Raw genomic sequence first — 26339 nt, 5'->3', positions numbered from 1 at the left:
GCGCTTTAAAGGTAGCGAAACCCGCCGCCGCCGCGCTGGCCTGGCCTCCAGGATGGCCTTTTTAGCGGGTCAACGGGCCTTCGGGTCAGCATCGGAGAAAATGATTTCAGCCAAAGCAGGCAGGACAGTGCCTGAATAGATACGGAAAAAGGCGGTCCTAATAGGCGGGCGAAATGCGTCACTTGCTGGCGCACGGCGGCTTCGACCTGCTCGAAGGGCGGAACCCCGAATTGCTGCAGAATCTGCTGCTGGTGGTTAAAGCGGGTGACCTTGCCGTAGCGCGTCCACTCCACCGCTCCCAAGTGGTAACGCTGCTGCACGTACGCCTGGTCAGTCGCCAGGAACCGGTCCACGGGAAAGAAGCACCCCGTCGTCTTGAAGTAGCCGACCTGCAGTACGAAGCCGCCCCGGCTGTGCGGGGCCAGCAGCGTAGCCAGAGACCGGGTGGCCCAGTCGGGCAACGCAAAGAAGAGCTGCCGCTGGGGCGGATTGAAAACAGGGGGCTGGTCGAAGGCACGGCGCTGGGTCGCGTCGAGTAAAAACAAGTAGCGGGCCATGGAGCAGGAAGGAAATCCTAAAAATAGCCAGCTGGCTTGTTCACTAAAACGAAGGTTACCCTTTATAAGTACTTACGCCACCGTAAAGTGGTCATCCACGCCCACCGAAAGCCAGCCGCTGCCAAGGCCGCCGATTAACTTTTGTACCAAACTTTTAACCAAGGCCATAAATCAGCCATAAAAGCCGCCACCATGAGCCAGCAAAGCATCAATCTGGAACGGTCCCAAACATGGGATGCCCTTTGTTTCCCCGTTGCCGCCGTACCGTTAGAAACCTTACTCCCGACTGGCTACCGCATCGTGCCCACGGACCGCAAGCAGGCCATCGTGGGGGAATTGCCGGATGGGACGAAGAATATCTTCGCCATGCAGAGCGGTGAGTACAGCCTGATTAAAAACGAGGTCCTGCGCGAGGCCGCTGAGTTGTACCTGCCAGGGCACACCATTGATGCCAGTTTTACGCCACAGGGGGAATTTTCCATCAACTTGATTCTGCCCGACGAAGTCAATATCGCATCGAGCACGGCGAATACCAAAGTGGTGGACCGGCTTTATAAGTCGATGATTATTAACAACTCTTACTCAGGGAAAACGCCGTTCTCGCTGCAAGGCACGGCGTTAAAGGAACACATTGAGACGGGCACGACCTCGAAAATGCGGGTGAGCTATTACCGGCAGGTGTGCACCAACGGCCTGATGGGCTGGGCTGATGACTACATGAGCTTCGACCAATACTTAGCCTGGCTGCTGAACGGCAAACCGAAGAAGTTTAAGGACGCGCTTAAAATCAAGGATGCCGAGCTGGTCGTGCTGACGGGCCGCCAGGTGCAGCGCGAGCAGGAAGTGCTGGTGGATAAGAAGTTTCACCACAAAGGCCTCAACCTGGAGGTGTTTAAAAAGCAGCTGGCCAGCATCTTTACCGCCTTCCAAAGCCAAACCAACTCGCTAACTCCGACCATCGGGGTCTACAAGGAGCTAGCCAAACGCCCCACGCCGGAAAACCTGGCTACGGTCATTACCGAGAGCGGCTTGCCGAAAATGCTGGCCCGCAATGCCATGGACCGTTTGGCCGAGGAAATGCGGCTGCTGGAAACGCCCGCTAACCTGTGGCTGGCCTACAATGCCGTGAACCACGCGCTGTTCAACAGCCGTAGCTCGCTTTCCATCAGCGACCGGTTCCGGCTGGACGAGGCCGCGTTTCATCAGTTGGCCACGCTGGCCCTGACCTAGCCCACCGGGGGCATGCGCATGGCCGCGTGGTCGTAATAGAGAGTAGCCCAGCCATTGGGGTTGGGGCTACCCTTCGTGCGTTGGTGCAGCACGTCCCAGACTTCGGAGTAGGGAATGCTCACCCGCGTCCAGTCGGCGAGGCGGCGGCCGTCGAGCAGAACATCCAGTCGCAGTTCATCGGCCCCCAACTCAAGGTTGCGCGTCGTTTCCTCGTTGAGCCACATAACGGCCAGCCACCACCGCGCAGGGTCGTCGCCATCTTCGTTGTCTTCGACGTGGTCGTAATAGTTGGCTTTCAGAAAGTAATGGTTCTTGGCGTCGGGCAGGCCGGCGGCCACCGCTTGCAGCGCCGCGGCGAGGGGAGCAGGGCAATTCATGATTCCGTGATTACGCTTTGTTGGTAGGCCCAGTCTTCAGGCGACAAGATGGCCTGCATGAAGGCGGAGTAGCCCTGGTCGCGCCGTTCCAGCGTGTGCCGCCGCAACGCCAGGCTACTTTTGCTTTGCTCGAAGCCTTCCTGCTCGACCACGCGGCGCATCTTAGCCGGTAGGCCTTCAAGCCAGTCCAGGTAGTCGGCCTCAGTGATTTCGCCTACGGCCTGCTGCTGGTAGCGGTAGCTGGCATTGCCCAGCCGAAACAGGCGGGCGTGCTCTATCCGCTGCTCTTCCGGCAGGGCAGCTAGAAAGTCCAGCTGCGACTGGTGAAATTTATCAAGCGGGTGCCGGGGCTGAAGCAGGTTTTCCATACCTTATATAATAGGTGTGCCAAGTTACAAACCCAGCGAGTGGGCCGCGTTATAGGCAATGATGTCGTCGAGCCGGGAGTAGCGGCTAATCATGGCGTCGGTTTTCTGCTTTGTCTGGTTTTTGATAAACTCGTTGGACTGCCCGTTGAGCTTGGCCGTGGTGATGAACGAGGCGCGCAGCGAGTGAGCTGAATACTTCTCACCCAGGTGCTCCTTCACCAGCAGGTTCACGCGCCGGTCCGACAGCCGCCGACGTGAGGGAGTGCCCGCTTCACCGGTTTTGCCCCGCGAGAGCGACACGAACACCGGCCCCTCGGTGCGCTCACCCAGCAGCTCCACCCAGGCCTTGTAGGCCCGGATGGGACAGAACAGCGGGTTGGAAGCGTAGAAAACGGCTTTTTGCTCCAACTCCCCGGCCTGGTTGGTTTTGCTTTTGGGCAAACTTAGAATGAGGGCGGCATCGGTCAGCTCGATATGCTCCAAGTTCAGGCCCACCAGCTCGGAGCGGCGAAAGGCTCCGGTGAAGCCTATTAATAATAGTGCGCGGGCGCGTACGCCTTCCGGCCGGGTCAGGTCCAGCTCGGCAATGCACTTTTTGAGATGAGCGACCGAGAAGGCCGGGGCCTGCTTCTGCTTTTTGCCCACGGCGCGGGCCACGCCCTTGCGTAGTACGTCCAGCGCCGGCGCGCTGATGGCGGAGGGCAGCCCGAGCAGCTGATGGTTTTTCTCGATGGCGGCCAGGTGCCGGTTGATGGTGGCCAGCTTGCGCGGGATGTCGGCCAGGTGCGCCACGTAGCTGGCGAGCGTGGCCACGGCGGCCGGCCAAGGCGTGAACTCGTGCGCGGCGCAGAAGGCTTCGTAGCTGCGCAGGTCGGCCGAGTACGCCAGGCGGGTGTTGTCCGCGCCTTCGAGGCCCAGGGTCAGGTAGCGCCCGACGTTGGGCGCGACTTGCCCGGCCAGGTCGTTGGCCAGCGCCAGGGCCGGCAGCTCACCGGTCACGGCCGGTAGGTTCTTCTTTCCCGTTGGTACCATCTGGTTTTTTGCAATTGCAAAATATGGGGCTGCAAGTGCGCTCCAAAGGTAGTCAAAACTTAGGTCCGATAATTAACTATTATGGAACCTAAGTTTCTTGAGAAAGCGGACAATCCAATTATGAGGGCCGGCCTGTTGTGCTTGTGCAAAACGCTTCGGACTTACTACCTTTTTAACGCACGGGAAATAGTGTGACATCTTCCGCCCGCACTTCGCCTTATTGCGCCGACGTTTGCGGCCGGCTTTGCCGCAGCAGCCAGTTGAGTTTGGTCATGTGGTGCATCTGGTCGTAGGCGGTCAGGTCAGTACCCGGCGGGAGCTGAGCATCGAGCAAATCATGAAAGCGGTGGTTGTCGGGAAGGCCTGTTTGACGGCCAGCCGCGTCAGGGGCTGAATGGGCGCGGCGGCCGTCGGGCTGAAATACAGCCGCACGGAGCCAGGGTTCTTCCCCACGGCGGGCTGTTCTACCTTATAAAGCAGCAATTCCTCGCCGGGATTCAGGATGGGGTAATGCTCGTTGCGTGCCGCGAACCGGTACTCGTGCCCGTCGCAGTCGCGGTAGCCGAACAGGCTGTCTTTGGCTACCTGGTAGGGTTTGCCCCCGTGCACGACCGTCACGTAAGGCTTGCCACTGAATTCGTGCAGGCGCAGCTTATGGGTTTCAGTCTGGCAGTTCACCGCCAGCGTGAGGCGGTGCTGACGAAAGTCCTCGGCGGATTTATAAAGTCCACCGCCCAGCGGAGCCGTTTGCGCCATGCAATCGGCCGTCGAAAGCAAACCCATAAGTAAGAAGAAGGCGGTTCGCATGGTCGGAAACAGTGAAGAGTGGGCTCTGCAAATGCTACTGTGGAGATGGCTTGAGCGGTATTGCAAGACCAAGTAAAAGTCGCAGCGGAGCCGTCCTGCCACCATGATTAATACCGCCATTCTGCGTGACCTTAATCAGGTCCGCCCGGCAGCCAGCAAACCAGTTCGGCCGCCCGGCATCTCCATTAGGGCGGGCTTAACCCCGGAGGTCGGCCAGGCATACTATCCAAAAAAACAGACTGCTATATTTACCGACCGCAATCCGCTTAATTCTACCTGCTTTCATACGATGATAAAACACTACGCTCTTTACGCCCTGTTCTTTCTGTTTTGCCTGCCCGCGCTGGCCCAACGGCCCAAGCCGGCGGCCGTGAGTTTGCCCCCCGCCGATACCGTGTATTTCGACCGCGACTGGGAGCGCACCGAAACCTTGGAGGAGGTAGCCTATGCCCGGATTGCCCACCACGACGCGGCGGGTAAAGCCATAGGAACCGTGCGCAACTATTATTACCCTTCGTGGAAGAAACAGTGGGAAGGCAAGCTGGCCAGCGAAGGCCCTGACAAACCCACGGGTATTTGCTGCGGCTGGCATCAAAACGGCCAGCCCAGCTTTCGCGGCACCTACGTAAACGGCCAGCAGCAGGCGGACTACAAAAGCTGGCGCGAAGACGGCCGCGAAATCAAGTGCCGCTCGGTAATGCAGGACGCGCTGCCGCTGAGCAATGCCACCATTCATTGCAGCAACTGCATGCACACCAGCCGCAAGGTGTTCACGGTGGATATTCCCGACGGCACGGTGGGCATTGTTTATAAACTTGATGTGCGCGACGAGGGGCAGCCGCCGGTGTCGTGGTCCACGGCGCTGGCCGTGGCCGCCGTGGTGGGCAGCGGCGGGACGGCCGCCCCGGCCCTGCTGGGCACCGCGGCCTCGGCCCTGACCAGGCAGGGCAATAACGCTCCGCCCACGGTCAGCACCAAGTGCCACTGGTACATCACCGCCGACCCGGCAGCTGCCGACCAGTTTCTGGCCACCAAAGGCACCATTGCGAACGCCCAGGCCTGCCTGCGCGCCGCGTTGAATACACCCCAGGAAACCCGGCCCATTACCTTGCCACCCGGCACCCGCCAACTGTTCGTGTGCGTCAACAACGACAACTACACCACCGATGCCACGGCCACGCTGAGCGTGACGGCGCTGGTGCAGGCGTGCAAATAGGCTAATCCATTGCCTTCCGGCCCAATCGCTTCCGCACCCAGCTGCGCACGGCATAGATTCGGGAGTTGAGGTAGCACTCGTGGCAGTGGCGGAAGCTCCACAGGCAATCCACCGTATCCGTGAACAGGTGGAACAGAATGCCCACGGCGACAATTTGCGTGGCGGGCAGCAGCAGCAGCAAGGCGTACACCGGCACGGCGTAAAAAGAGTGCAGCGGATGATACCCGATGCTGCAGCGCCGCGGTTCGAAGATGGGTTTGGCCAGCAGGTGGTCCAGGTCAATGAGCATCGTGGCCAGCATAATCAGGTAAGCCGTTTGCCACATCAAGGGAAAAAACACCAGCGCCAACACGGCCGGGAAAGCAAAGTGCAGGCTGTAGTGCACCAGCGTTTGGGCGCTGAATAGTTTGAATGAGGGTGGCTTGCGCGGCTGGCGCGGTGCCACCAGCTGGGGTGAGCTGCGTGCGGTATCCCCGGTCGCTGCTTTGGGATACCTCCTGCCTGGCTTACCAACTGGCTCCTGTTTCTTGCTGGTCGCGTGGTCCGGCGGGCGCACGACCCGGGGCCAAGCCTCCGCATTTATCCGCCGCTGCGGGGTGGTGGCACAGTTGTGGGCGGTGCCAGCCGCTACCGTGTCGAAGCGCTGGGCTGGCAGCGGGGCACGGTACCCGGCGGCAGCTGAAAACTGCGGGACAATAACCGCCGACCGGCAACCAGCCAGCACCAGGGTCAGAGCAGCGGCCACGTATGGAATGAGGCGAAAAACCAGCAATGGGGGCATAGTTGGGCTTATGGTAAACCGGCTACGGGCCGAACGCCGAGGTCTGGCCTTGGCTGGCGGAGCCTGAGTACCTAAGGTGCCGACAACCCTACTGCAGCCGGTGCAGCATGCGCTTCATCTGGCCAATCTCGCGCTTCTGGGCGCTGATGATGCTATCGGCCAACGTGCGCACTTCGGGGTCTTTGATGGTAGCCCGCTCGCTGACCAGAATGGCAATGGAGTGGTGCGGAATCATCGATTCCATGAAGCGCGTGTCATTCACCAGCGCCTGGCTGCGCAGCATGGCCAGCGCCCCCCCAAACACGGCCACGCAGCCCAGGGCTATCAAACGGTTTTTGCCCTTGTCGGGGTACATCTGGGCCATGAAGCCCAGCATGAGCAGGCCCATGGCCGACACCATGAGCGTGGTCATGTAGAAGCGGTTGATGCTGGGATAGATATGGTCCCACTCGTAGGTGTTCAGGTAGGTGATGAGGTGCATCACGACGAACGATGCGGCGAGCATCAGGAAGAATTTGGAGTAGCTGCCCTTGTTCATAACGCGGAGGGAAGTGAGGGAAAAATGGGTTAATAATGAAACGTGAGGCCCGCGCCCCAGCCGTACTGGTTGTCGTAGTTGGTGCTGAGCGAGGCGTACTTGCTGACCATGTAGCGGAAGCCGAGGGTGAATTCCCGGTCGGTATTGCCCCGGATGTCCATAAATACGTTGTTGCTCAGGGGTATATCGCGGCGCTCCAGTTGGGCCCGCAGCTGGCCGGTGAGGTCGGTACGCAGCTCGGCGCGCACGAGCAGGGGCAGCAGGTAGTACACGCCGACTTCGGCCTGCCGGCGGAAGTTGCGGTTGTTCTCCGCCGTCCGGCGGTTGCCGCCCTCGGTATCCGACGGCGAGCGCAGGGTTTTGTTGTCGCGCAGGTCGTAGCCCACGAAGGCGGCCAGAAACTGCCGCTTATCAAGGTAGCGCAGCAGGTGGGTTTCGGTTTCGTAGTTGCCCTGGTAGTTTACCCGGCCCTCAAATTCGAGCGCGTTCTTGTTGTTGGAAAGGTTGGCTTCCAGGAAGCTGCCCTGCGAATGCACCGCCAAATCGGCCCAGGGGTAGAGCTTGTTGTCCTCGCGCTTGAGGTGGCGGTAGCCCGTGCGGGCGTACTCGTTCTGGGGGCTGCCTTCGTAGCTGATGACGCGGGCCATGCCCGACATCATGTGGTAGAGGGTGTGGCAGTGGAAAAACCAGTCCTGGTCCTCGTTGGCATCGAACTCGATGGTGACCTTGCCCATCGACTGAATATCAAACGTGTGCTTCATGGGCGAATACGCCCCCTGCGCGTTCACGAGGCGGAAGAAGTGCCCGTGCAGGTGCAGCGGGTGGCGCATCATGGTCATATTCTGAAAAACCATGCGCACGTTTTCGCCCTTGCGGATGGGAATGTTGTCGGACTCGGACAGGGTTTTGTTGTCGAACGACCAGACGTAGCGTAGCATGTTGCCGGTCAGGCTGAGATGGATTTCCCGCCACTGCCTGGTCGAGTCCAGGGTGGTGGGGTGCAGGGCGCGCAGCTGGTTGTAGTTGAAGTCGCCGCTCATGCCGCCCATGGCCATTCCGCTCATATCCATGCCGCCCATGCTGCCCGAATCCTGCAGGCTGCCCATGCCCATGCCGCCCTTTTCCTGCTGGTTCAGCGGGCGGTTGCGGGGCGGGCGGTGGAGGTGGCCGGTGCGGTGCCCTGCTGCATGTCCATGCCCGCCATGGGGGCTTCGGCCTTAGCAGCGGGAGCCTTTGCGGCCTGACCGCCGCTCATGTCCATGCCTTTCATGTCGCCACCGGCCGGGGCCGCCGCGCCTTTCGGGCCCATCTGGCCGGCCCCGCCCATCTTCATGCCGCTCATGTTGCCCATGCTGTTCATCTCCCGCGTCATCTGGAAGTAGTTGAGCTTGGGCAGGTCGGGGGTGCGCATCGGCTCGCCCTGCCCGAAATAGCCGGAGGTGTAGCCCGACACGTCGGAGGAGGTGGCCCGCAGCTCGGCCGCGCCCATCGCGGGTACAGTGATGAGCAGGTCGTAGGTTTCGGCGGTGGCAATTTCCAGCTTGCTGGTCGGGAAGGGCTCCACGTTGATGCCATCGGCCGCGATGACCTGCATCGGCCCGCCGGCGTACTGCAGCTTGAAGTAAGAGGAGGAACTGCCGTTGATGACGCGCAGGCGCACCACCTCGCCGGGCTGGGCATCCTTGAAGTAGCTCAGCTCCTGCCCGTTCATCAGGAACTTGTTGTAGAACACGTCGGCTACGTCCATGGCCGGCATCCGCTGCCACTCCTGCTTGAGCTTATCCTTGAAGTAGCCGGCGGCCAGGGCCTCACCGTAGCTCTGGGTCGCGCCTTTCTGCACGGCAAACCACTCGCCGGCCCGCTTGAGGTAGCGCAGCACTTCCGTGGGCCGGTGGTCGGTCCAGTCGGAGAGCACCAGCACGTACTCTTTCAGCTGATACTGAATTTCCTTGGGCTGCACCACGATGGAGCCGTAGAGGCCCGACTGCTCCTGCACCATGGTGTGGGAGTGGTACCAGTAGGTGCCGCTTTGGCGCAGCGGAAACGTGTAGGTGTGTACCGTGCCGGGCTTAATGGGGGCCGTGGTCAGGTAGGGCACGCCATCATATTGGTTGGGCACCAGCAGGCCGTGCCAGTGCACGGAAGTTTCCATCGCCATTTGGTTGTGGACCCGGATAACGGCGGTGTCGCCCTCGTTAAAGCGCAGCGTGGGGGCCGGAATCTGGCCGTTGATGCCGATGGCGTGACGCATTTTGCCGGTGAAGTTGACCATCCGGTCGGCCACGTACAGGTCGTATTCGACCCGTTTGCCCACGTAGCTGGCGCGGGGCATGACGACGGTGCCCTGCGCCTGCCTATCCGGCGGTGCCGATTGGGTGAGGTAAGGCTCCTTCTCTTTCGGCATGGCCATGCCGGGCATCGACTGCGCCCCGGCCCCGAGGGTAGAAAGCAGCAGGGTAAGTAAAATCAGAACTCTCATGGCGCTATTGCTTGGGCGTCGGTTGGTTCCGGGCCGGGTTGTTATCCTTGAAGCGGAACTTGTCCAGGGGGTTGGGCATCGTCATGCTGGGCATCGAACCCGTCGCGGGCCTGGCCTGGCCCTTTTCCATGCCGGGCATATCGGCCATGTTGCCCGTGGTCGGCGCAGGCTGCGCCGCGGGCATTTTCATACCCGGCATATCCGCCATTCCTTCCATCCCCGCTTGCGTCTTGCCGGGCTTTTTCGCCCCCGCCGGTTGGCTCTTCATTCCGGGCATATTGGCCATGGCGGGCATCTCCTCCCGCTGGCTCATATTGGCCGAACGGCTCATTTTCATGCCCGGAGGCATCTTTTGTGATGGTTTAGCGGCGGGCATTTTCATGCCGGGCATATCGGCCATTCCCCCCGATTTGGCAGCCAATCGCGCCGGGCTGGCTGGCTTCGGGCCGTTCATGTCCATTGCATCCATCTTGCCGGAAGAGGCGTTAGCGGAACCTTCCTGCGGGGAGGCCTGGCTCCTCATATCCATGCCTGGCATATCGGCTGAGTGGGGCTTTTCAGCCGGGGACTGCTGCCCTGACGTGGTGTTTTCGGGGTGGTTATCCGCTTGCTCGTTGTCGTGGTGGCCTCCGGTTTCCGATTCCATGCCGGGCATTGCGGCGGTGCCTGCTTCGTCGTGGTGGTGGCCATGGTTTTTGTCGAGCAGGTGCCCCTGCGGGCCCACTCCTTCGACATAGACCAGCTGCGCTCCCCGGTGGCCGGCTACCGACAGCACGCCAGCCGCCGCCAGGGCAAACACGAGCACCAGGATTTCATAGGCCCGGCGCTGGATTTTAAAGAAGTCGCCGACGCCGCGCAGCAGCAGCGTGATGCCCGAGAGCCACAAGGTATAGCTCGCGTACTTTTCGTGGGACGCGAACACGGCCGCCGCTCGGGCCCCCAGGCCCATCGGCTCGGCGTGAAACACGGTGCTCGCCGCCAGCGCGCCGGCAAAGCCACCGGCCATGACCACCAGGGTAATCCAGCGCACCGGGGGCCAATCCTTGAACACCAGCACCGCCTGGAGGGCGGCGGCGAGTAGAATGAGGACGATGGGAAAATGCACCACCAGGGGGTGCAGGTTGGGAAAATCTGAGAACATAGGCGGCGTCGAAAGCAAGGCAGGCTGGAATTCGGGAGAAGTTTCCCCGGCGGTAGCAGGGACCCGGCAATGAGCGGTTAGGCTTGGTCGCCGAACGAGCCGGATGCCAGCCACAACCGCTGCCATTGCCAACCAAACCCCCTCCCCTGCCGGGCCTTAGCATTAGCCAGCCCTGTTTCCTTTACGTGAGCTCCTTCCCCAAATGTTTGCAGCGATTGGGGTGGGGAGTTGCATAATTTCAGCCGTTGCCGGCTTGCGCGGCGAATGGGCTCGAAAGCAAAGCTGCCCGGGAGCAATGGCCAGAGGGGGCCGTTTCAATGGAATGCTTAAAAAGGAATAAGCTCCGTTCAGGCAAAAAAAAACGGACTCGCGGTCAGCCGCAAGTCCGCTAAACAGGAAGTGTTTCCGCGCCCGCCGCTGACAGCGACGAGGCCCGGAACCAGTCCCGGCCAACTACATTTTCATGCCCTCCATCTTGTGGTGGCCTTTCGCGCCGGCGGGCATTTTCATCTTGCCGTTCATCATCATGCATTGGCCGTCCTGCATTTTCATGGTGGTGCCGTCCTTCATTTTGCAGGTGCCATCGGTCGTGCACACGGTGCCATCGGCCATGGTCATATCGGCGGTCATCGGCATCATCTTGCCGCCTTTCATCATCATCATCTTGCCGTCCTTCATCATACAACAGTCCTGATGCGAGGCTTTGGTAGCGGAATGCGCGTGGGCCGTTTTCGGGGCCGTCTGGGCGAGGGTAACATTGGTCAGGCCGGCGAACAGAAGGGCGGCGAGAAGATAGGGGAGCTTTTTCATGGGAGGGAAAATGGTTGTTATTGGGGAACGTGTGGGTAACTGGCCGGACCACGAGCAACTCGCTCACGAGGAGTGGATGCGAGGTGCCAACGCGGCACCAGCCGTGTCAAAGGTCCGCCGGGGCTGGCTGGGGGGCTATGACAAGCGCGGGCCTAATGCGTGAGCTTTGTCATGTTCGCCGACCCGGCTGTGCGGGATGCGAAAACGATGGAATTCAGCGGGAAGAACCCCCAAAAAACCAAAAACGCCCGGCTCAGCCGGGCGTTTAGGGATGAGCAGCCAAGGATTAGGCCGCCTGAATCTTGAAGCCGGCATTTTCGACGGCCTGCATGACTTGCTCGGGGGTGAGCTGGTCGGAGCTGACCGTGAGAATTTTATCGGGGTTGGCCGTATCGACCTGCCAGTTGCCGGCACCGGCTTGCTGGTTGAGGGTGGGCGTGACCGCTTTGATGCAGCCACCGCAGTTGATGTTGGTTTTGAATTGAAGGGTTTTCATGACGAGTTGAGTTAAGGAACCCACACCGGGTTCGTGCCAATACAACACGCAAAGCTGCGGCCAGAGTGGCACGTCAGGGGTATACAATTGCGCAGGGGACTTGCATGATTTCCCGTCACCCGGCCGTCAGCAGCAAAGCCGGCTTAGGCGGCTACTTTCATCCCGGCACGGCAGGCTGCCTCGCAGCGACGGCAGGCCTCGGCGCACTCCTTGCAGTGCTGCATGTGGGCTCCGTGCTTTTCGCACTCGTCGCCGCAGGCTTTGCACACTTCGGCGCACTCGCGCAGTAAATGTTGGCCGTGCTCCGAGCCACGGGCAATCAGGCGGGCCGTCAGGGCGCAGACATCGGCGCAGTCGCGGTCGAGGCTAATACAGCGGGCCATCATTTTGACGTCTTCTTCCTGCAGGCAGGCGGTGGCGCAATGCTCGCAGGCGGCGATGCAGGCGTTGAGGGCGTCGAGGAGGGATTGGTTCTGAGCGTGCATGGTTCAGCAGGTTAGGAGTGGATGGGAATGCTTTACAACTCCACCTTATACCCCCTAAGCCTACGCTGGTTTTGCATCAATTGCCCCGAGGCTTGCATCATTTGGCGCTGCCGGGTCGAGCGGTAGTTCCACCATTTTCTCGAAGGATAGGGAAAACCGATGCTCCTCTCCTACGCGCTTCTGATTGGAAGTGAAATCAACCCGCTTAAACGAGGCAGGGCCGTAATCTGCCAGCCACGTTTCCCCAATTAAGAGTGGGAAGACGGGTATATCAATAGTCTTCAAAGGAGGCGTAATCGCCAGGAATCGAACCTTATCGACCCGACTGAAGGGCAATGCCAACTGGAAATAGTAGTTGGCATAGTAGAGCACAAATACCTTTTCCGGGATGTCGGCTGGTGCTGTCTCGTTACGGGTGTAGAGCTGGGCAAAGGGTGCCGGAAATACCGGCGGCCCGGGAATGGAGTGCATCATCACGCTCAACAAGCCCATGCCCTGGGCCGCTTCATCATGCTCCTCCGAGGTAACGAACCGTTTGGCCCACGCATAGTCGGCCACTTCTTGCTCATCAAGTAAGCAAAGGGCCATTTTCAGCAACAGCTTGACCAGATGAATCGGAATGTAGCTGGGGCGAGTAGTTACCAGCTGCGCCGAGTTTGTAGCCGCATCAATGATGAGCGGGTCCTGGCCCTGAATCGTCTTGATGTGCAGACCTTCCGCGCCCATCGACACCTCCAGCCCGGTCTTGTTGTCCTTGAATTTGGGGACTTTCTTGTTCTTGCCTTTAATCTGGTTAAAGGTTCGGGCCACGCCCAGGTAGTTGGCGAACGAGTCTTCGTACTTCGCAAACAACGCGTTGCACGTGTCGCACTCGAAGTAGGAAAGAATATTGCGGTTGCCCATAAAGTCGGGCATCACGTGCGCATCCTTTCGGAACGACACCTCTGGTTCCGTTCTGCCACAAAACCGGCAAGCCCGAGGCGTGGGCGTCCCAAGATAAAATGGCGTGTCCAAAGGACCAACCATCATTTGACAAGTATATGCCCCAAAGAACTGTTGGGCACGCTGTTGATTTACTGCATCGGCCGGCATGGGTAGTTGCAGTGTTCTGGTAATTCTGGCCATGAAGAGGACGTGGTGCTGTGAAAGATTAAAGAGAAGCAAAACGCGGGGCGAAGCCTGGTAAGTTTCTAACTCGTCTTATTTGTCTTCAACAACCAGCAATGGTATTGCTAATCAATGTTCTGTGCCAAAACTACCTGTTGGCGATAGACGGAGGGCGAGCACTGCGCAAACCGTCGGAACTGCCCGGAAAAGTGCGCCAAACTGCCGTAGCCCAGCTGCCGGGCAATGCGCCCGATGTCGAGACGGGAAGTCTGCAGCAATTCCTGCGCGTAGGCCAGCCGCTGGCGGGTGATGTAGCTGATGAGGCTTTCGTGGCCAGGCAACTGGGCGAAGGCCGCGTGCAGGCGGCGGCTGTCCAGACCCACCTCCCGGGCCAAGGCGGGAATGAACTCGCGGTGCCGCAGCGTGTTGCCGGAGCGCCGCAGCAGCCCGGCCACGGCCAGCTTCACCTGGTCAACCAGTGCCTGCGCGGGGCTTTCTAACAGGGCAAAGCCCGCCGTAGTCAGGGCCTCACGAATACGCGCCCAGTCCAGCTGCTCGGCCGGGCCCGCTACCGTCGCCGCGCCCAGCCGCACGTCGAGCACCCGCAGGCCCAGGCCTTCCAACTCCCGCCGCACCACCCGAATACCGCGCGCGCAGACCATGTGCTTGATGTAAAGCACACAGCCGGCATCGTCGGGCATATGAAGCGGAGCGAGGGTCATAACCAGAAACTTAGACGGCCGGTTGCACCGGATTCAGGTCGGCGGGCGGGGTCAGGGGCTGGGCATCCAGCTCCTGCGGGTGAGCATCGAGGCTGACCTCGTGGTGGCCGCGCTGGTACTGGGCCAGGGCCTTTTCGCCGAAAAGCCAGAAGACGACCGGCGTGACGATGATGTCGAGGAAGGTGGAGCTGAGCAGGCCGCCGAGGATGACGGTGGCCACCGGGTAAAGGATTTCCTTGCCCGGCGCGTCCTTGGCCAGCGTGAGTGGCACCAGGGCCAGCGCGGCCACCAGGGCCGTCATCAGCACGGGCACCAGGCGTTCGAGCGAGCCCCGGATAATCATCTCCTTGCTGAACTTCTCGCCCTCGTGCTGCACTAGGTGGATGTAGTGCGAAATCATCATGATGCCGTTGCGCGAGGCAATGCCGGTGAGCGTGATGAAGCCCACCAGCGAGGCAATGCTGAACGTGCCGCCCGTGAGCAGCACGGCCACCACCGAGCCGATGAGGGCCAGCGGGATGTTGAGCATAATCTGCCCCACCATCAGCCCCGACTTGAAGTGCGAAAACAGCACCAGAAAGATGCCGGCCAGTGAGAAAAGGCTTAGCCAAAGAATCTTCTGCGAGGCCGACTGCTGGCTTTCGAACTGCCCGCCGTAGGTCAGATAGTAGCCCGCCGGCAGCTTCACATGCTGGCTGATGCGGGCCTGCACCTCTTTGACGGTGCTGCCCAGGTCGCGCCCGGCCACGTTCATCGAGACGGTAATGCGGCGCTGGGTGTTTTCGTGGTTGACGGTGTTCGGGCCGGGCTCGTAGCTCACGTCAGCGACCTGGCTTACCGGAATCAGCGCCCCCGAGGGCGTCTCGATGCGGGTCTGGGCGATGGTGGCGATGTCGTTGCGCTGGGCTTCGGGCAGCTTCACGATGAGGTCAAAGCGCTTCTGGCCGTCGAGCATCTGCGATACAACGTCGCCCTGAAACAGGGTTTCCAGCGTGGCCACCACTTGGCCCCGCTCCAGGCCGTAGGCGCGCAAAGCGGCGTCGCGGGGGCGCACCAGCAGCTGCGGAATCTGCACCTGCTTTTCCACCTGCAGGTCGACCACGCCGGGCACCGCGCCGGCCGCCGTGCGGATTTCGTTGGCGTAGCGGCGCAGCTCCAGCAAGTCGTTGCCGAATACCTTGATGGCGACCTGCGCCCGCACCCCGCTCAGCAGGTGGTCGAGGCGGTGGCTGATGGGCTGGCCGATGTTGACGTTCACGCCCGTAATCAAGCCCAGGCGCTGGCGCAGGTCGGCCAGGATTTCCTCCCGGCTACGCATCTTTTTCCCCTCTCGTTCCAGCTCCTGCTCGGTTTTGAAGGCCACCTCGATTTCCGAGTTATTGACCGACTCGGCGTGCTCGTCCAGCTCGGCGCGGCCGGTGCGGCGGGCGGTGTAGGCCACTTCCGGCAGCTGCAGAATCTGCTCCTCCCCCAGCGTGCCCAGCTTGTTGGACTCGGTGAGCGAGGTGCCGGCCGGGGCCGAGAAATTGACCGTGAGCGAGCCCTCGTTAAAGGGCGGCAGGAACTCAGTGCCGAAGAAAGGCACCAGCGAGGCCGCCAGCGCGAACAGCAGCCCGGTGACCGTAAGCACCATTTTCGGGTGGGCCAGGCCCCAGCCCAGCAGGCCGGTGTCCTTACGCTTGAGCCAGCGCACCAGGCCTCCCTCCTGCTCGGCCGCCCGAATCTGCTTCATCTTGGGCAGCAGGTAGTAGCAGAGCACCGGCGTGATGGTGAGCGACACGAACAGCGAGGCCACGATGCTGGTAATGTAGGCGATGCCCAGCGGGGCGAAAATGCGCCCCTCCATGCCTTCGAGCGCGAACAGCGGCAGGAACACCAGCACCACGATGATGGTGGCATACACGATGGAGTTGCGCACCTCCGAGGAGGCCGCGTAAATCACCTGCAAAGCCGGTTTGGGCTGCGGCAGATGCTGGTTTTCACGTAGTCGTCGAAACACGTTTTCCACGTCCACGATGGCATCATCCACCAGTTCGCCGATGGCGATGGCCAGGCCGCCCAGCGTCATGGTGTTGATGCTGATGCCCGCCACCCGGAACACCAGCGCCGTGACCAGCAGCGACAAGGGGATGGCTACCAGCGAAATGAAAGTGGTGCGCACGTTCAGCAGGAAGGCGAACAGCACGATGACCACCAGAATGGCCCCGTCGCGCAGGGCCTCCTCGACGTTGGTAATCGACGACTCGATAAAATCAGCCTGCTTGAACAGGCGGGTATTCACTTGCACGTCCCTCGGCAGCGAGGGCTTCAACTCGACCAGCGCCTTTTCCACGGCCTGGGTCAGGCCCACGGTGGCCGTGCCCGGCTGCTTTTCGATGCTCAGAATGACGGCGGGCTTGCCGTTCACGCTGCCGTCGCCACGCTTGAAGCGCGCCCCGAAGGCCACGGTGGCCACCTGCTTCACGCTGATGGGCGAGCCCTGCCGGTAGCCCACGATGATGTTCTCGATATCGGCCACCGAGCGCAGGCGGCCCAGATTGCGAATGAGCACCTCCGAGCCGTTGCGGTCGAAGAAGTTGCCGGTGGTGTTGAGGTTGGAGCGGCGCAGGGCTTCCTCCACCTGGGTCACGGTCAGGCCCGTGGCGTTCAGCCGGGGCATGTCCAGCAGCACCTGGTACTGCAGGTTGTCGCCGCCGATGGGAATGACCTGGGCTACGCCGGGAATGGAGAGCAGGCGCTGGCGTACCGTGTAGTTGGCCAGCGTGCGCAGGTCGGCCGCATTGGTCTGCTGGCCCCCGAGAGGCCCACGAGCATAATCTGGCCCATCACCGAGGAAATCGGCCCCAGCACCGGCGTAATGCCAGTGGGCAGCTGCCCGCTCAAGGTTTGCAGCTTCTCGGCCACAATCTGGCGGGCGGTGAAAATGTCGGTACCGTAGTCGAACTCCACGAACACCATGCCCAGGCCGATGGCCGAGTTGGAGCGCACAGCCGCCACGCCGGTGGCCCCGTTCAGGGCCGTTTCCACAGGCAGCGTTACCAGGGCCTCCACTTCCTCGGGGGCCATGCCGGCCGCTTCCAGGAACACGGTTACGCGGGGGCGGTCGAGGTCGGGCAGCACGTCCACGGGCAGCTGGCGCGCCGTGTAGGTGCCGGCAATGAGCAGGCCAACAGCAAAGGCCAGCATGAGCAGGCGGTTTTGCAGGGCAAATCGAATGATGCGGTCAAGCATGAGAATCTAGGGAAGAGCGGGTAAGAGAAGGCGCAGGCCGGGGCCGGGGCGCAGGCTGTCCACATGCGCGACGAAGGGTTGCGCCCCGGGGCGGGCGTGCAGGTGCAAGCGCGCCGGCTGGCGGCGTTTAGGAACTGGCAGCAGAAAGCCCACCAGGTCCACCGGCCCAGGGGCGAAGCGGCCGCGGGCACCCAGGCCCGAACCCACCACGTCGGCGGGGCTGGCCGTGGGGAAGGCCGCCACCTGCCACCACACGGCCGAGGGCTGACCCAACAGCCGGAAGGGCTGCCCGGCGCGGGTATCGAGGCCGGCTCGCCGGGCCGCTTCGCGGATAAAGTGCGCCAGCTGCGCCGGCGTGGTCACGGTGGCCGGCACGGCCCCCGCGTCGTTCCAGGAGGCGACCCGGCTCCGCAGCAACCAGGCCGCCCGGCCCCGGAAACCGACCGTGGTTTCGGTGGCTCCATCGGGCCGGTGGCGGGTGGTATGGGCCTGGCCGTTGAACACCAGCACCTCGCCGCCGCCCTCAGCCACGCCCACCGCGCAGAGCAGGGGCCGGGCCGTGAGCGTATCGAGCACCACCGCGCCGGCCGCCCACCGATGCTGCGCGGCCAGGGGCAGCGTCAGCACCAGCAACAGCAGGCCGGCCCCGCCGCGTTGCAGCGCGGCGAACAACCAGGGCAGGCGGCGAACGAGAGCGGGGTGCATGGCCGGGTTACTGGTTCAGGTAGATGGACTTGAGCTGGTAGGTGCCCACACTCACCACCCGGTCGTTTTCGTTCACGTCGCCGGCCAGCAGCACCGTCTGCTCGCCGTTGGCGGAGCCGGGCTGCACGTAGCGGATTTTGAAGGTTTCCGGGTCGGTGTGCACGAAGACCACGGGCTTGCCGTTCAGGTCGGTCAGGGCCGAAGTAGGCACCACCAGCTGCTTTTTGCCGCCGCCGCTGCGGCCCAGCACCTGCACGTTCACGGCCTGGCCGGCGCGAAACAGGTTAGTGCCGGTGGGGTCGAGTTCGAGCACCAGCTGGCGGGCCTGGTTCACCGGGTTCACCACGTTGCTGAACACCACCAGCCGGGCCGGGGCGCTGCCGGTTTGACCTTGCAGGCCTTCCACCTGAAACTGGGCTCCGGCCGGAATCTTGTCCAAGTCCTGGGCGAACACCTGGGCTTCGACGCGCAGCTTGCCGGGGTTGAGCACCCGAAATAGTTCGTCGCCCTGCGTCACCTGCTGGCCCACGGCGAGGGTAAACACGTCCACCGTGCCGCTGATGGGCGAGGTAATCGTGACGCGGCGGTTGCTGGCCTGCCCGTTGAGAATGCCGCGTTCTGGCGGGCCTGGCGTAGGCGCAGCTCGGCGGCCACCACGTCCTTGCGGGCCGCGATGTCGGCGATGGTTTGCAGGCGGGCGTAGTCCTGCTGGGCGGCCCGCAGTTCGGCCTGGGCGTTGGCTCGCTCGGTGCTGAGGCCGATTTGCTGGGTCGCGTCCAGGGTCTGGTCGATGACGGCCAGCACCTGCCCGGCGCGCACCGGCTGGCCTACCTTGGCCGACAGGCTCACAACGCGCCCGGTCTGGGGCACCACCACGCGCCCTTCGCCCCCGGCGGCCGAGGCCACGGTACCGTAGAGCGTCAGCCGGTTATAGGTATCGGAGTAGCCGGCCAGGGCCGTGCGCACCCCGAACAGGAACTGGCTTTCCTTGGGCAACGCCACGGCATCGGTCAGGGCGGACTCGGAGCTGGGCTTAGCTGCTTCGTCGTGCCCGGGGTGCGCCAGCAAGGCAGCGGGCGGGGGCAGCAGCACGGAAAAGGCCAGCCCAAGGGCAGCCGTGGCAGCGAGAAACTTATGCGTGGTTTTCATAAACAGCAGGCGTTGAGGTGGGGACGGCAGCGGCCGGGCGACGGCGGCGCATAACCAGGGCAGTGGCGGCAATGCCCAGCGCGAAGGCCCCGAAGAGCAGCAGCACCGTTTTCCAGGAGCCGATGAGGGGCGCGGCGACGGGGGCAGGAGCCGCCGCTACGGGCAGCAGCTTGCCGACTTCGATGCCGGAGAGCAGCATCAAATCGGCCTTGTCGCCGGCCACGATGTTCACGGCCAGGCTGTATTTCTTATTGGCCGGGAACGTGCCCTCGACCAGGTAGGCCCCCGGCGACTTTTCGGATACCGTGAATTTCAGGTCGGCCGCTTCCGGGCAGGTCACCGTCAGCTTAGCCCCCTTGATGGGCGCGTTGGTGGCGTAGTCCGACACGAACAGCCGCATATCGGCGTCTTCGCCTTTTTTCAGGGGCTCGAAGCGCAGCAGCAGCTCGAAGCTTTCGGACAGGGCGGCCACCGAGAAGGTGGTGGCCACCGGCCCGGCCGAGGGCTTGGCCGCGTCGCCGTGGTCTTCGCCGCCGTGGGCGCGGGCCCCGGTGGCCAACAGCAGGGCCAGCAGGAGCAGGAGGAGATTCTTCATTATTGTCCCCGCAGGTAGTTAAGTGCAACGATGGCCTGACGGTAGTCCCGGATGGTGGTCAGGTAGGTATTCTGAATGGTGAAGGCCTGGTTCAGGCTCTGTATCAGCACGAGGTAGCTGATTTCGCCGGCCTTGAACAGGCGCTGCGACTGGCTGATGATGGCCCGCGACTGGGGCAGGCCCGTCTGCTCGTAGTAGGTGAGCGAGGCGGCAAACTTGCGCGTGTCGGCCACCGCCTGCTGGTACTGGGTGCCCAGGTCGAGGCGCTGCACCTGCAGCTGGGCCTGCGCGGCCTTGCTGCGCGCCGTGGCGGCTTGCAGCTGGGAGCGGTAGGTCCAGAACCAGATGGGCACCGACACCCCGAACTGGAAGCGGTAGCGGTAGGGCGAGTCGCCGTAGGCCTGATTCTGATAGCCCAGCGTCAGGGCCGGGGTGCGCCGCGCCCGCACCAGGCTGATGCCCGACTGGCTCAACGCCACGTTCTGGCCGTAGTAGGCCAGTGTGGGGCTCAGGGCCACGGCGGCGCTATCCTGCGTGGGCAGCGTGCCCAGCAGCTCCGCGCCGGCGCGGGCCAGCTCGGGGCCGGTCTGGCGCAGGTCAGTATCGGCCGTGAGGTTGGCTTCCGGCTGCCCGAGCAGCAGGCCCAGCCGCCGCTGCGCCGAGCGCTGGTCCACCAGGGCCTGGTCGAGCTGGTTGCGCACTTGCCGGGCTTCGGCCTCGGTGCTCACGCGCTGCAAGGCCGTTACCTCGCCGGCCTTGAACAGGCGGTCGGTGGCCACTTGCAGCGCCCGAAACAGGCTGTCCTGGTAGGTGAGCTGGCGCACCTGCGCTTCGGCAAACTGCAGGCTCAGGTAGGCCTGGCGCACGTCGCGGCGCACGGTGGCCCGGTTCACGTCCAGGCCCCGCTCGGCCAGGGTGATGCCGGCCTGCGCGACCTGGGCCTGCCGGCGGTACACCGTGAGAAAGTCGATGGTTTGCACCACGCCCGGGGCCCACCGCTCGCCTGTGGGCGCGGAGAACAGAAAGTCCGGGTTGGTGGGCGAAAAGCTGCCGCGCTTCAGGGCGCGCTGCTCCGCGATTTCCTCGGCCGACTGGCGCAGGCGCGGATGCCGGCGCAGGGCCTGCTGCTCGGCGCTGTCGAGGCGCACCACGACCTGCTGCGCCCCCGCCGGTCCGGCCAGCAGCACCAGCAACAGTAGCAAGAGCACCAGCCCGGGCCGACGGCGATGAATGGGAAGATTGTTCATAAGCATTGGTTAGGCCGCTGGCCCCTCCGCCGGCAGCAGCCGACGGAAGGGAGCTGTACACGAAGGGTGGCCCGGAAACGGACCGCCGGCAGCTAGGATTTTTTGACCAGCGCCATGCCGCACTTCGGGCATTTGCCCGGCTCGGCGGCGGCCACTTCCGGGTGCATGGGGCAAGTGAAGGCCGCGCCCACGGCTTTGTGGGCGTGGGCCTCGTCCAGCTTGTCGAAGCGCACGGTCAGGGCTTTGCCGTCGGCCGTGTTCAGCGTCACGATGGCGGTGCGCACCTTGGCCCCGGCGGGTAGCCTGGCCGTGAGGTGGTCATCGCCGGCCAGGGCCAGCGGCACGGTCACGGTGGCGTTGGTGCTCAGCTGCACCAGCACCGAGCCGCTCATGCCCTTGTTGGGCACGGCGCTCATCTTGGCTCCCAGCAGGTAGAAAGCCAGTTCGGTAGGTTGGGCCACCAGCTCCAGGTGGTAGGGGCTGGCCGAGCGCACCACGCCGCCGTGGGGGGCCACGTGGGCGTGGGTTTCGCCCGCCGCCATTTCAGCGTGCTGGGCGTGGGCGAGGGGCGCGGCGGCCAGCAGGGCCACGGCGGCGAGGAAGGGGCGAATCATTTTCATGGGGCGGTTAAAAAGCAGGGTCGAAAGGGATGGGCTACGCTTTTTTCTCCAGGTCCATGCCGCATTTCGGGCACTTGCCGGGGGCATTGCTCTGGCCGCCGTCATTCATCGGGCACACGTAGGCCGCGCCGGCCGACTGCATTTTGCCGGCGTTTTTGGCGTGCCAGGCTTTGAATTGCTCAATCTCCTTTTTCTGGGCGTCAATCATCATTTGCGCCATCTCCTTGAGCTTGGTGTCCTTGCCGTGAGCCAGCTCGGCTTCGGCCATGTCCATTGCACTCTGGTGGTGCACGGTCATGAGCATGTTGAAGTTCATGTCCGGGTCGGCCACCGTCGCGGGCATATTTTTCATCATATGGTCCATCGACGTCTTCATCTGGGCCGTGAAGGGGTCGGCCGGGTCCTGCGGCTTGTAGTTGGTCGGGGCCGAGTCGAGGCGCTCGGCAATGGGCTCCAACTCACCGATTTCCTTCTGCTGGTCGGCCTTGATTTTCTCGGCCAGCTGGCGCATGGTGGCATCCTTGCCGTCGCGCAGCTCGATGTCGGCCATGGCAATAGCCCCCTTGTGGTGCTCCAGCATCATGTGGGCAAAGTCGTGGTCGGTGTTGCCCTTGGGCTTCATGGCGTCCATCTTGGCCATCATCTCGTTCATCGACGCCACCAGGGGCGAAGTGCCGGCGGCACCGTCCGCCATTTTCGAGTGGTCCATGCCGGCCATGTCGCCGGCCGCGGCGGTGGTATCGGCCGTGGCCGAAGTCGTTGCAGTGGCCGTGGCGTCGGCCGACTTATCGGAGTTGCAGCTGCCCAGCAGCAAGGTACCCGAACAGAGGGCGGCGAGTAAAAACGCGGACTTTTTCATGGGTTTGGGTTGGGAATTGAAAGTGAAAAAATGAGGTGCTGAGGTGCGGGCTAGGCCTTCACGTTGATGGTGAAGTCACTGGTGTGAATCTGCCCGCCGTGGTTGAATTGCAGGAACACACGGTACAGGCCGGGCTTTTCGAAGTTGGTGTTGAAGCCGATGACCGGGCCCTTGTCGGCCTGTTCGTTGGGGTGCACGTGCAGGTAGCGCTCGGTGTCCTCGCTGATGACCACCACGTGGCCCAGCGCCCCGAGGTACTTGTCGAGGTCCGTCACCGGCTGACCATTCTTGCTGAGCGTGATTTTCATGCCCAGCAGCTGCCCAACTTTCAGCTCCTTGTCAAAGGCGAGGGTGGCCTGGTAGCCATCCTTGCTCCACTGCATCTGGTCCTTGCTGAACTTGACGGGCGTGTACTTGGGGCCCTGCACGCTCACTACCTGGCGGCCGAGCTGATGGCCGCTGCCATCGGGCGTGTAGTCCTGAAACAGCACGTAATCACCGCCTTTGGGGAAGGTGAACGGGACTTTGTAGTTGCCATCGGCCGTGAACTCGGGGTGCTCGTGGTCGAACACCGACAGGTCCTTGCGGACGATGATGAGGTGGATTTTCTTCTCATGCACCACCGCCAGCGGCACCGGCGCTTTCTCGTTGCCGATTTCCTGCGGGGTGTAGGTGAGCGTGGCGGGCTGGCCGGCCACCAGCTGCATGGGCTTGGGCTCGAACTGCATCTGGTAGCTCTTGCCGTTGCTCACCTGGTCGTTGTGGACCAGCTCCATGCCGCACTTGGGGCACTTCTCGCCGGGCTTGGTGCTGGTCACCTCCGGGTGCATAGGGCAGGCGTAGGTATGGCCCCCGGCGTGCGCGGCCGTACTGTCGGGGGCGGTGCCGGTGGGCGTGGTAACGGTGTTGGTGGCGCTGCTGCTGGACGAATCTGAGGAGCAGCTGGCAACAGTGAAAACGCTGGCAGCGGCCAGCAGCGGAACAAGGAAACGGTTCATGAGAACGGGGAATGGATGGGAAATGCGGCCCTTGAAAGGGCCGTTGGGGCCTACGCCTGCCACTGCTGCCAGAGCACGAAGCCCAGCGCGGCAGCCAGCGCGGCGTAGAGCAGGTAGGACAGCCAGCGACGGCCCGGCCCACGGGGGGGCGGCGCGCTGGCCTCCTGGCAGCAACTCTTCATTGCGGGGGAGGGAAAACCAGGAAAATGGGGGAAGGGGGGCGTGGCCTAGCCACGCGGGCGAGCAAACGAAAAGGCCCGCCCCGGACATAGCGTAGCTATGCCGGCGCGAGCCTTAGCGCGTCGGAAGAATCAGACAGTCAGCGACTGGATGAAAATGCGGATGTCAGGTATTTTGGGCGGTAGGTGCTCTCTGGGCACCAGCGTGACCGCGCAAGTACGGTCCCACTTGCCGGCGGAGGGCCGGAAGTGAAAATCCATGGCTTCGGGCAGCAGCGCCGGAACGGGCACCAGCAGTTGCTTCTGCGCCGGCGAAGTCAGCGACGAAAGTAGCGAAGCCGATTTGTCCTTGCAGCAGTCATGGTTGCGGGTCGACTTGCTCGGGTGGCCGTCGTGCTTGCCGTGATGCTCGGCTACTGCGCCGTGGCCGTGGCAGCCCGGATGCGCGGGCTTCTCCGTTTCGTGGTGGCCCATGGCCGCCAGCTGAGGAGCTGCCGACGCCGGGTTTACGGTCGCGCACCAGCACTGCCCCACGAACACGTTGACGAAGACGAGCAGGAAGCTCGTCGCCAGCAAACGGCGGAAAGGGAACAGGCTACGGAACATAACGGGCGCTAAGCAACCGCAAAATTAGACTTATCTCCGGTAAGGAGTAGGACTGCTTATCTACCCGCAAGGCCGCGAAAGGGTTCCGTCAGCAGTATGGAAGCATTTGGAGTGAAACGGTAAAAAGGCCTAGATGAGCAGTTCAAGGCCATCAGTGGGTATATGCCGTGAGCAGCGAACCGTAAAACTGAGCAAAATTATGCAAGTGTGGCGCGTGATTTTATAAGGATACAAATGGCGAGAAGGTGAGTCTGGCAGGTGTACAGACATATTCTTTCTGTAGTTTGTCGGCCCACCCGCGGATTAAATAATGCCTTCCTCCGCCATGCGATGCAGGTTTTTGAAGTACGGATAATGTACTTCATAAGTAGTCCGGTCCTTGCGCCGAAATTCAAGGAATGGATAACGGTATTGAAATCCGTTGTCCAGAAATTCGCTAATATCCTTCACTGTCAATACCAGGAAAGCGCCGTCGTACTTGTAGATGGATGCGGTCATCAAGAAGAACACGGCCTGGACCGTCCAATCCGAAAAGTCAAATTCAGTGTTGAATTTGTGATTGAAATGGTCTTGTACTTGCTGCTTATGCTCGCTCACCCAGGCGTGCTTTCGCGCTAGTTTGGTTTCGTAGCCTTCCGCAAATTGCCGCTGCTCGCCCTTCCAGTAGAACACATCAAATCGGGGACGGTTGTTTTTGCACTCACCGACGTAAATCACCTTATCGGCTTCATTAAGAAAAATGATGTCGATTTCTCCCAATCCGGTGGTAGCGATATTGAACGCTTGTCCTTTGAGATTAAGCAGGCGCTTCAAATTAGTGTCGTGCGGCACACCGCGTTCGACCAGGATACCCGCAATTTGGTCAATCATGAGGTTCTCCCGGCGCGATTCGAGGCCTTTGGCGAATTCGCGCATCGCTGCGTTGGTCTTCCATTCATTAGGCAAGTGCCCCCACAACAAGGCGTTTGTTTGAAGCGCGTGCATGCTCTCATAAGCTTTGCCAGAGCCTACTATCCAGTAAGGATTACCGGTTTTATCTTGAAATTCAATGATGGGCCGGTAGATGAGGCGAGTATTGCTTTGCATCTTCTGAAAGGAGTCAGCCAGTGCCATCTTGTTAGCAGCGGTTAAAGTCAGTCCGGCATAGAAAGGGCGGGCATCATCTTGCTTATCAGCTGCTACTTGTTCCTCAATCCACTGCTCACGAGGAACGATAAACGTGCCCAGACCGGGGAGGCCCTGAAGAAAGTGGGTGAGGTTACTACCAAAATTGGCCTGAAGCGAATCGTCAAGCTCCTCGTTAATCCCTTCATATGCATTGTTGCGGTAGCTGGCTATATCCCGCTGCACGGTGTCAAAAACGTGATTGTAAGGGCTTTTCAGCAAGATAACCAAGCGGTTTTTCCAGCTTGACTGCAAAGCCACTGATTTCTCATACAGCGAGCAGATGTTGATGTACTCTTTTATCTCCAACGCATGGCCACCTAAGTACAGTAGTTCCTCTAATCGCGCTACATTTTGCGGGTTCACAAGGGCTTCACCCACGACCTGTTCGTTAATGTCTTCCGCAAACTGCTCCTTCAACACTGCTTCCATTATCAGCTTAAGCACCCGACGGGTATTGGGAAGCTCTTTTAAGTCCTGAGCCGATAGTTGGGCTTCAATCTCTGTACTCCCACTGTGAAACAGATTGGAGATTAGGACAGATGATTCATGCATTCGATGCACAAACATGAGGAAGCCAACACTTGAAGACGCGGTTGCAACCCGTTCGAAATTTTCAACGAGCAGAGCATAGATATCATCCAGTGCCTGACGGACAACCGCTGGGTCAGTGAGCTTGCCTACCCCGTATTCGAACCGAACCAGTTTGCTGATTTGCAGCCAATAGTCATCACTAAACCGGGGGTTCAAAGTAACATACCGTATATTCTTTACTCCTTGGGAGGGTAGGGCTAAGCTTTTCAGCATGTTACTGTGATTTAGATGAGCAAGGAAGAAACG

28 protein-coding genes and 1 pseudogene are annotated in these 26339 nt (G+C 61.6%); 2 read left to right on the top strand and 27 right to left on the bottom strand.

Annotation, left to right across the window (positions count from 1 at the left end):
• Positions 1-5: 5 nt before the first annotated feature.
• Positions 6-557 (bottom strand): DUF4158 domain-containing protein, encoded by a 552-nt coding sequence (locus PK28_RS18660; protein WP_044518448.1) that lies wholly within the window; start codon positions 555-557, stop codon positions 6-8.
• Positions 558-698: 141 nt separating this feature from the next.
• Between PK28_RS18660 and PK28_RS18655 the strand changes: the two genes are divergently transcribed.
• Positions 699-1787 carry a hypothetical protein gene (locus tag PK28_RS18655; RefSeq protein ID WP_044518445.1) on the top strand — a complete coding sequence of 363 codons (1089 nt, stop codon included), beginning with the start codon at positions 699-701 and terminating at the stop codon, positions 1785-1787.
• Here PK28_RS18655 and PK28_RS18650 read toward each other — a convergent pair.
• From PK28_RS18650 to PK28_RS18635, 4 genes are all read right to left on the bottom strand, one after another.
• Positions 1784-2164 carry a hypothetical protein gene (locus PK28_RS18650; RefSeq protein ID WP_044518443.1) on the bottom strand — a complete coding sequence of 127 codons (381 nt, stop codon included), beginning with the start codon at positions 2162-2164 and terminating at the stop codon, positions 1784-1786. The two genes, PK28_RS18655 and PK28_RS18650, sit on opposite strands and share 4 nt — an antisense overlap.
• Positions 2161-2532, bottom strand: a complete 372-nt coding sequence (locus PK28_RS18645) for a hypothetical protein (protein ID WP_044518441.1) — start codon at positions 2530-2532, stop codon at positions 2161-2163. The genes PK28_RS18650 and PK28_RS18645 overlap by 4 nt, the downstream gene beginning before the upstream one ends.
• 24 nt (positions 2533-2556) lie before the next feature.
• Positions 2557-3564: a site-specific integrase gene (locus PK28_RS18640; protein WP_044518439.1), complete on the bottom strand. Its 1008-nt coding sequence runs from the start codon at positions 3562-3564 to the stop codon at positions 2557-2559.
• A gap of 297 nt (positions 3565-3861) precedes the next feature.
• Positions 3862-4347 (bottom strand): hypothetical protein, encoded by a 486-nt coding sequence (locus PK28_RS18635; RefSeq protein ID WP_156126594.1) that lies wholly within the window; start codon positions 4345-4347, stop codon positions 3862-3864.
• A 313-nt stretch (positions 4348-4660) separates the two neighbouring features.
• Between PK28_RS18635 and PK28_RS18630 the strand changes: the two genes are divergently transcribed.
• Positions 4661-5587: a toxin-antitoxin system YwqK family antitoxin gene (locus PK28_RS18630; RefSeq protein WP_044518434.1), complete on the top strand. Its 927-nt coding sequence runs from the start codon at positions 4661-4663 to the stop codon at positions 5585-5587.
• 1 nt (position 5588) lies between these two features.
• Here PK28_RS18630 and PK28_RS21085 read toward each other — a convergent pair whose 3' ends face one another.
• The 22 genes and pseudogenes from PK28_RS21085 to PK28_RS18525 all read right to left on the bottom strand — a co-directional run bounded on the left by PK28_RS21085 (position 5589) and on the right by PK28_RS18525 (position 26249).
• The gene (locus PK28_RS21085; RefSeq protein ID WP_231576269.1) at positions 5589-6368 is read right to left on the bottom strand and encodes a DUF6122 family protein; all 780 of its coding nucleotides are present in this window, start codon (positions 6366-6368) and stop codon (positions 5589-5591) included.
• Between the two features lie 88 nt (positions 6369-6456).
• Positions 6457-6906, bottom strand: coding sequence for a DUF305 domain-containing protein (locus PK28_RS18620; RefSeq protein ID WP_044518431.1), 450 nt, complete (start codon positions 6904-6906; stop codon positions 6457-6459).
• A gap of 29 nt (positions 6907-6935) precedes the next feature.
• Entirely contained in the window at positions 6936-8018 is a 1083-nt protein-coding gene (locus PK28_RS18615) for a multicopper oxidase domain-containing protein (protein WP_048826653.1), read from the bottom strand.
• 20 nt (positions 8019-8038) lie between these two features.
• Positions 8039-9385, bottom strand: a complete 1347-nt coding sequence (locus PK28_RS18610; protein WP_082017270.1) for a multicopper oxidase domain-containing protein — start codon at positions 9383-9385, stop codon at positions 8039-8041.
• A 4-nt stretch (positions 9386-9389) separates the two neighbouring features.
• A complete protein-coding gene (locus PK28_RS19460) occupies positions 9390-10526 on the bottom strand; it encodes a DUF2231 domain-containing protein (protein ID WP_048826650.1) in 1137 nt (378 codons plus the stop codon).
• Between the two features lie 453 nt (positions 10527-10979).
• The gene (locus PK28_RS18600) at positions 10980-11336 is read right to left on the bottom strand and encodes a DUF6799 domain-containing protein (protein ID WP_044518429.1); all 357 of its coding nucleotides are present in this window, start codon (positions 11334-11336) and stop codon (positions 10980-10982) included.
• A 286-nt stretch (positions 11337-11622) separates the two neighbouring features.
• The gene (locus tag PK28_RS18595) at positions 11623-11832 is read right to left on the bottom strand and encodes a heavy-metal-associated domain-containing protein (RefSeq protein ID WP_044518427.1); all 210 of its coding nucleotides are present in this window, start codon (positions 11830-11832) and stop codon (positions 11623-11625) included.
• 143 nt (positions 11833-11975) lie between these two features.
• Positions 11976-12317 (bottom strand): four-helix bundle copper-binding protein, encoded by a 342-nt coding sequence (locus tag PK28_RS18590; RefSeq protein ID WP_044518425.1) that lies wholly within the window; start codon positions 12315-12317, stop codon positions 11976-11978.
• A gap of 60 nt (positions 12318-12377) precedes the next feature.
• Positions 12378-13259, bottom strand: coding sequence for a hypothetical protein (locus PK28_RS18585; protein WP_197070540.1), 882 nt, complete (start codon positions 13257-13259; stop codon positions 12378-12380).
• Positions 13260-13549: 290 nt separating this feature from the next.
• Positions 13550-14125 (bottom strand): helix-turn-helix transcriptional regulator, encoded by a 576-nt coding sequence (locus PK28_RS18580; RefSeq protein ID WP_044518419.1) that lies wholly within the window; start codon positions 14123-14125, stop codon positions 13550-13552.
• A gap of 31 nt (positions 14126-14156) precedes the next feature.
• Positions 14157-17377 (bottom strand): annotated as a pseudogene (locus PK28_RS18575) (efflux RND transporter permease subunit).
• A gap of 6 nt (positions 17378-17383) precedes the next feature.
• Positions 17384-18082, bottom strand: a complete 699-nt coding sequence (locus tag PK28_RS19455) for a hypothetical protein (protein ID WP_048826648.1) — start codon at positions 18080-18082, stop codon at positions 17384-17386.
• Positions 18083-18089: 7 nt separating this feature from the next.
• Positions 18090-18626, bottom strand: coding sequence for an efflux RND transporter periplasmic adaptor subunit (locus tag PK28_RS18565; protein ID WP_231576268.1), 537 nt, complete (start codon positions 18624-18626; stop codon positions 18090-18092).
• Complete coding sequence (locus PK28_RS18560; protein ID WP_044518414.1) at positions 18596-19231, bottom strand: efflux RND transporter periplasmic adaptor subunit; 636 nt, start codon at positions 19229-19231, stop codon at positions 18596-18598. Before PK28_RS18560 ends, PK28_RS18565 begins: the two co-directional genes overlap by 31 nt.
• Positions 19215-19826, bottom strand: coding sequence for a hypothetical protein (locus PK28_RS19450; protein ID WP_048826646.1), 612 nt, complete (start codon positions 19824-19826; stop codon positions 19215-19217). The genes PK28_RS18560 and PK28_RS19450 overlap by 17 nt, the downstream gene beginning before the upstream one ends.
• Positions 19826-21073 (bottom strand): TolC family protein, encoded by a 1248-nt coding sequence (locus PK28_RS18550; protein ID WP_044518411.1) that lies wholly within the window; start codon positions 21071-21073, stop codon positions 19826-19828. The genes PK28_RS19450 and PK28_RS18550 overlap by 1 nt, the downstream gene beginning before the upstream one ends.
• Before the next feature lie 92 nt (positions 21074-21165).
• On the bottom strand, positions 21166-21693 hold the full coding sequence (locus PK28_RS18545) for a heavy metal-binding domain-containing protein (protein ID WP_044518408.1): 528 nt from the start codon (positions 21691-21693) through the stop codon (positions 21166-21168).
• 34 nt (positions 21694-21727) lie between these two features.
• On the bottom strand, positions 21728-22552 hold the full coding sequence (locus PK28_RS19445) for a DUF305 domain-containing protein (RefSeq protein WP_048826644.1): 825 nt from the start codon (positions 22550-22552) through the stop codon (positions 21728-21730).
• A gap of 50 nt (positions 22553-22602) precedes the next feature.
• Positions 22603-23550 carry a DUF8832 domain-containing protein gene (locus tag PK28_RS19440; RefSeq protein ID WP_156126591.1) on the bottom strand — a complete coding sequence of 316 codons (948 nt, stop codon included), beginning with the start codon at positions 23548-23550 and terminating at the stop codon, positions 22603-22605.
• A 50-nt stretch (positions 23551-23600) separates the two neighbouring features.
• Entirely contained in the window at positions 23601-23732 is a 132-nt protein-coding gene (locus PK28_RS21195; RefSeq protein WP_262489747.1) for a hypothetical protein, read from the bottom strand.
• A gap of 129 nt (positions 23733-23861) precedes the next feature.
• Entirely contained in the window at positions 23862-24335 is a 474-nt protein-coding gene (locus tag PK28_RS18530; protein WP_156126589.1) for a hypothetical protein, read from the bottom strand.
• A 303-nt stretch (positions 24336-24638) separates the two neighbouring features.
• Positions 24639-26249 carry a hypothetical protein gene (locus PK28_RS18525; RefSeq protein ID WP_231576267.1) on the bottom strand — a complete coding sequence of 537 codons (1611 nt, stop codon included), beginning with the start codon at positions 26247-26249 and terminating at the stop codon, positions 24639-24641.
• Positions 26250-26339: the final 90 nt, after the last annotated feature.

The organism is Hymenobacter sp. DG25B (assembly GCF_000801315.1).
Taxonomy (GTDB): domain Bacteria; phylum Bacteroidota; class Bacteroidia; order Cytophagales; family Hymenobacteraceae; genus Hymenobacter.
This window is presented reverse-complemented; position numbering and strand designations above follow the sequence as displayed.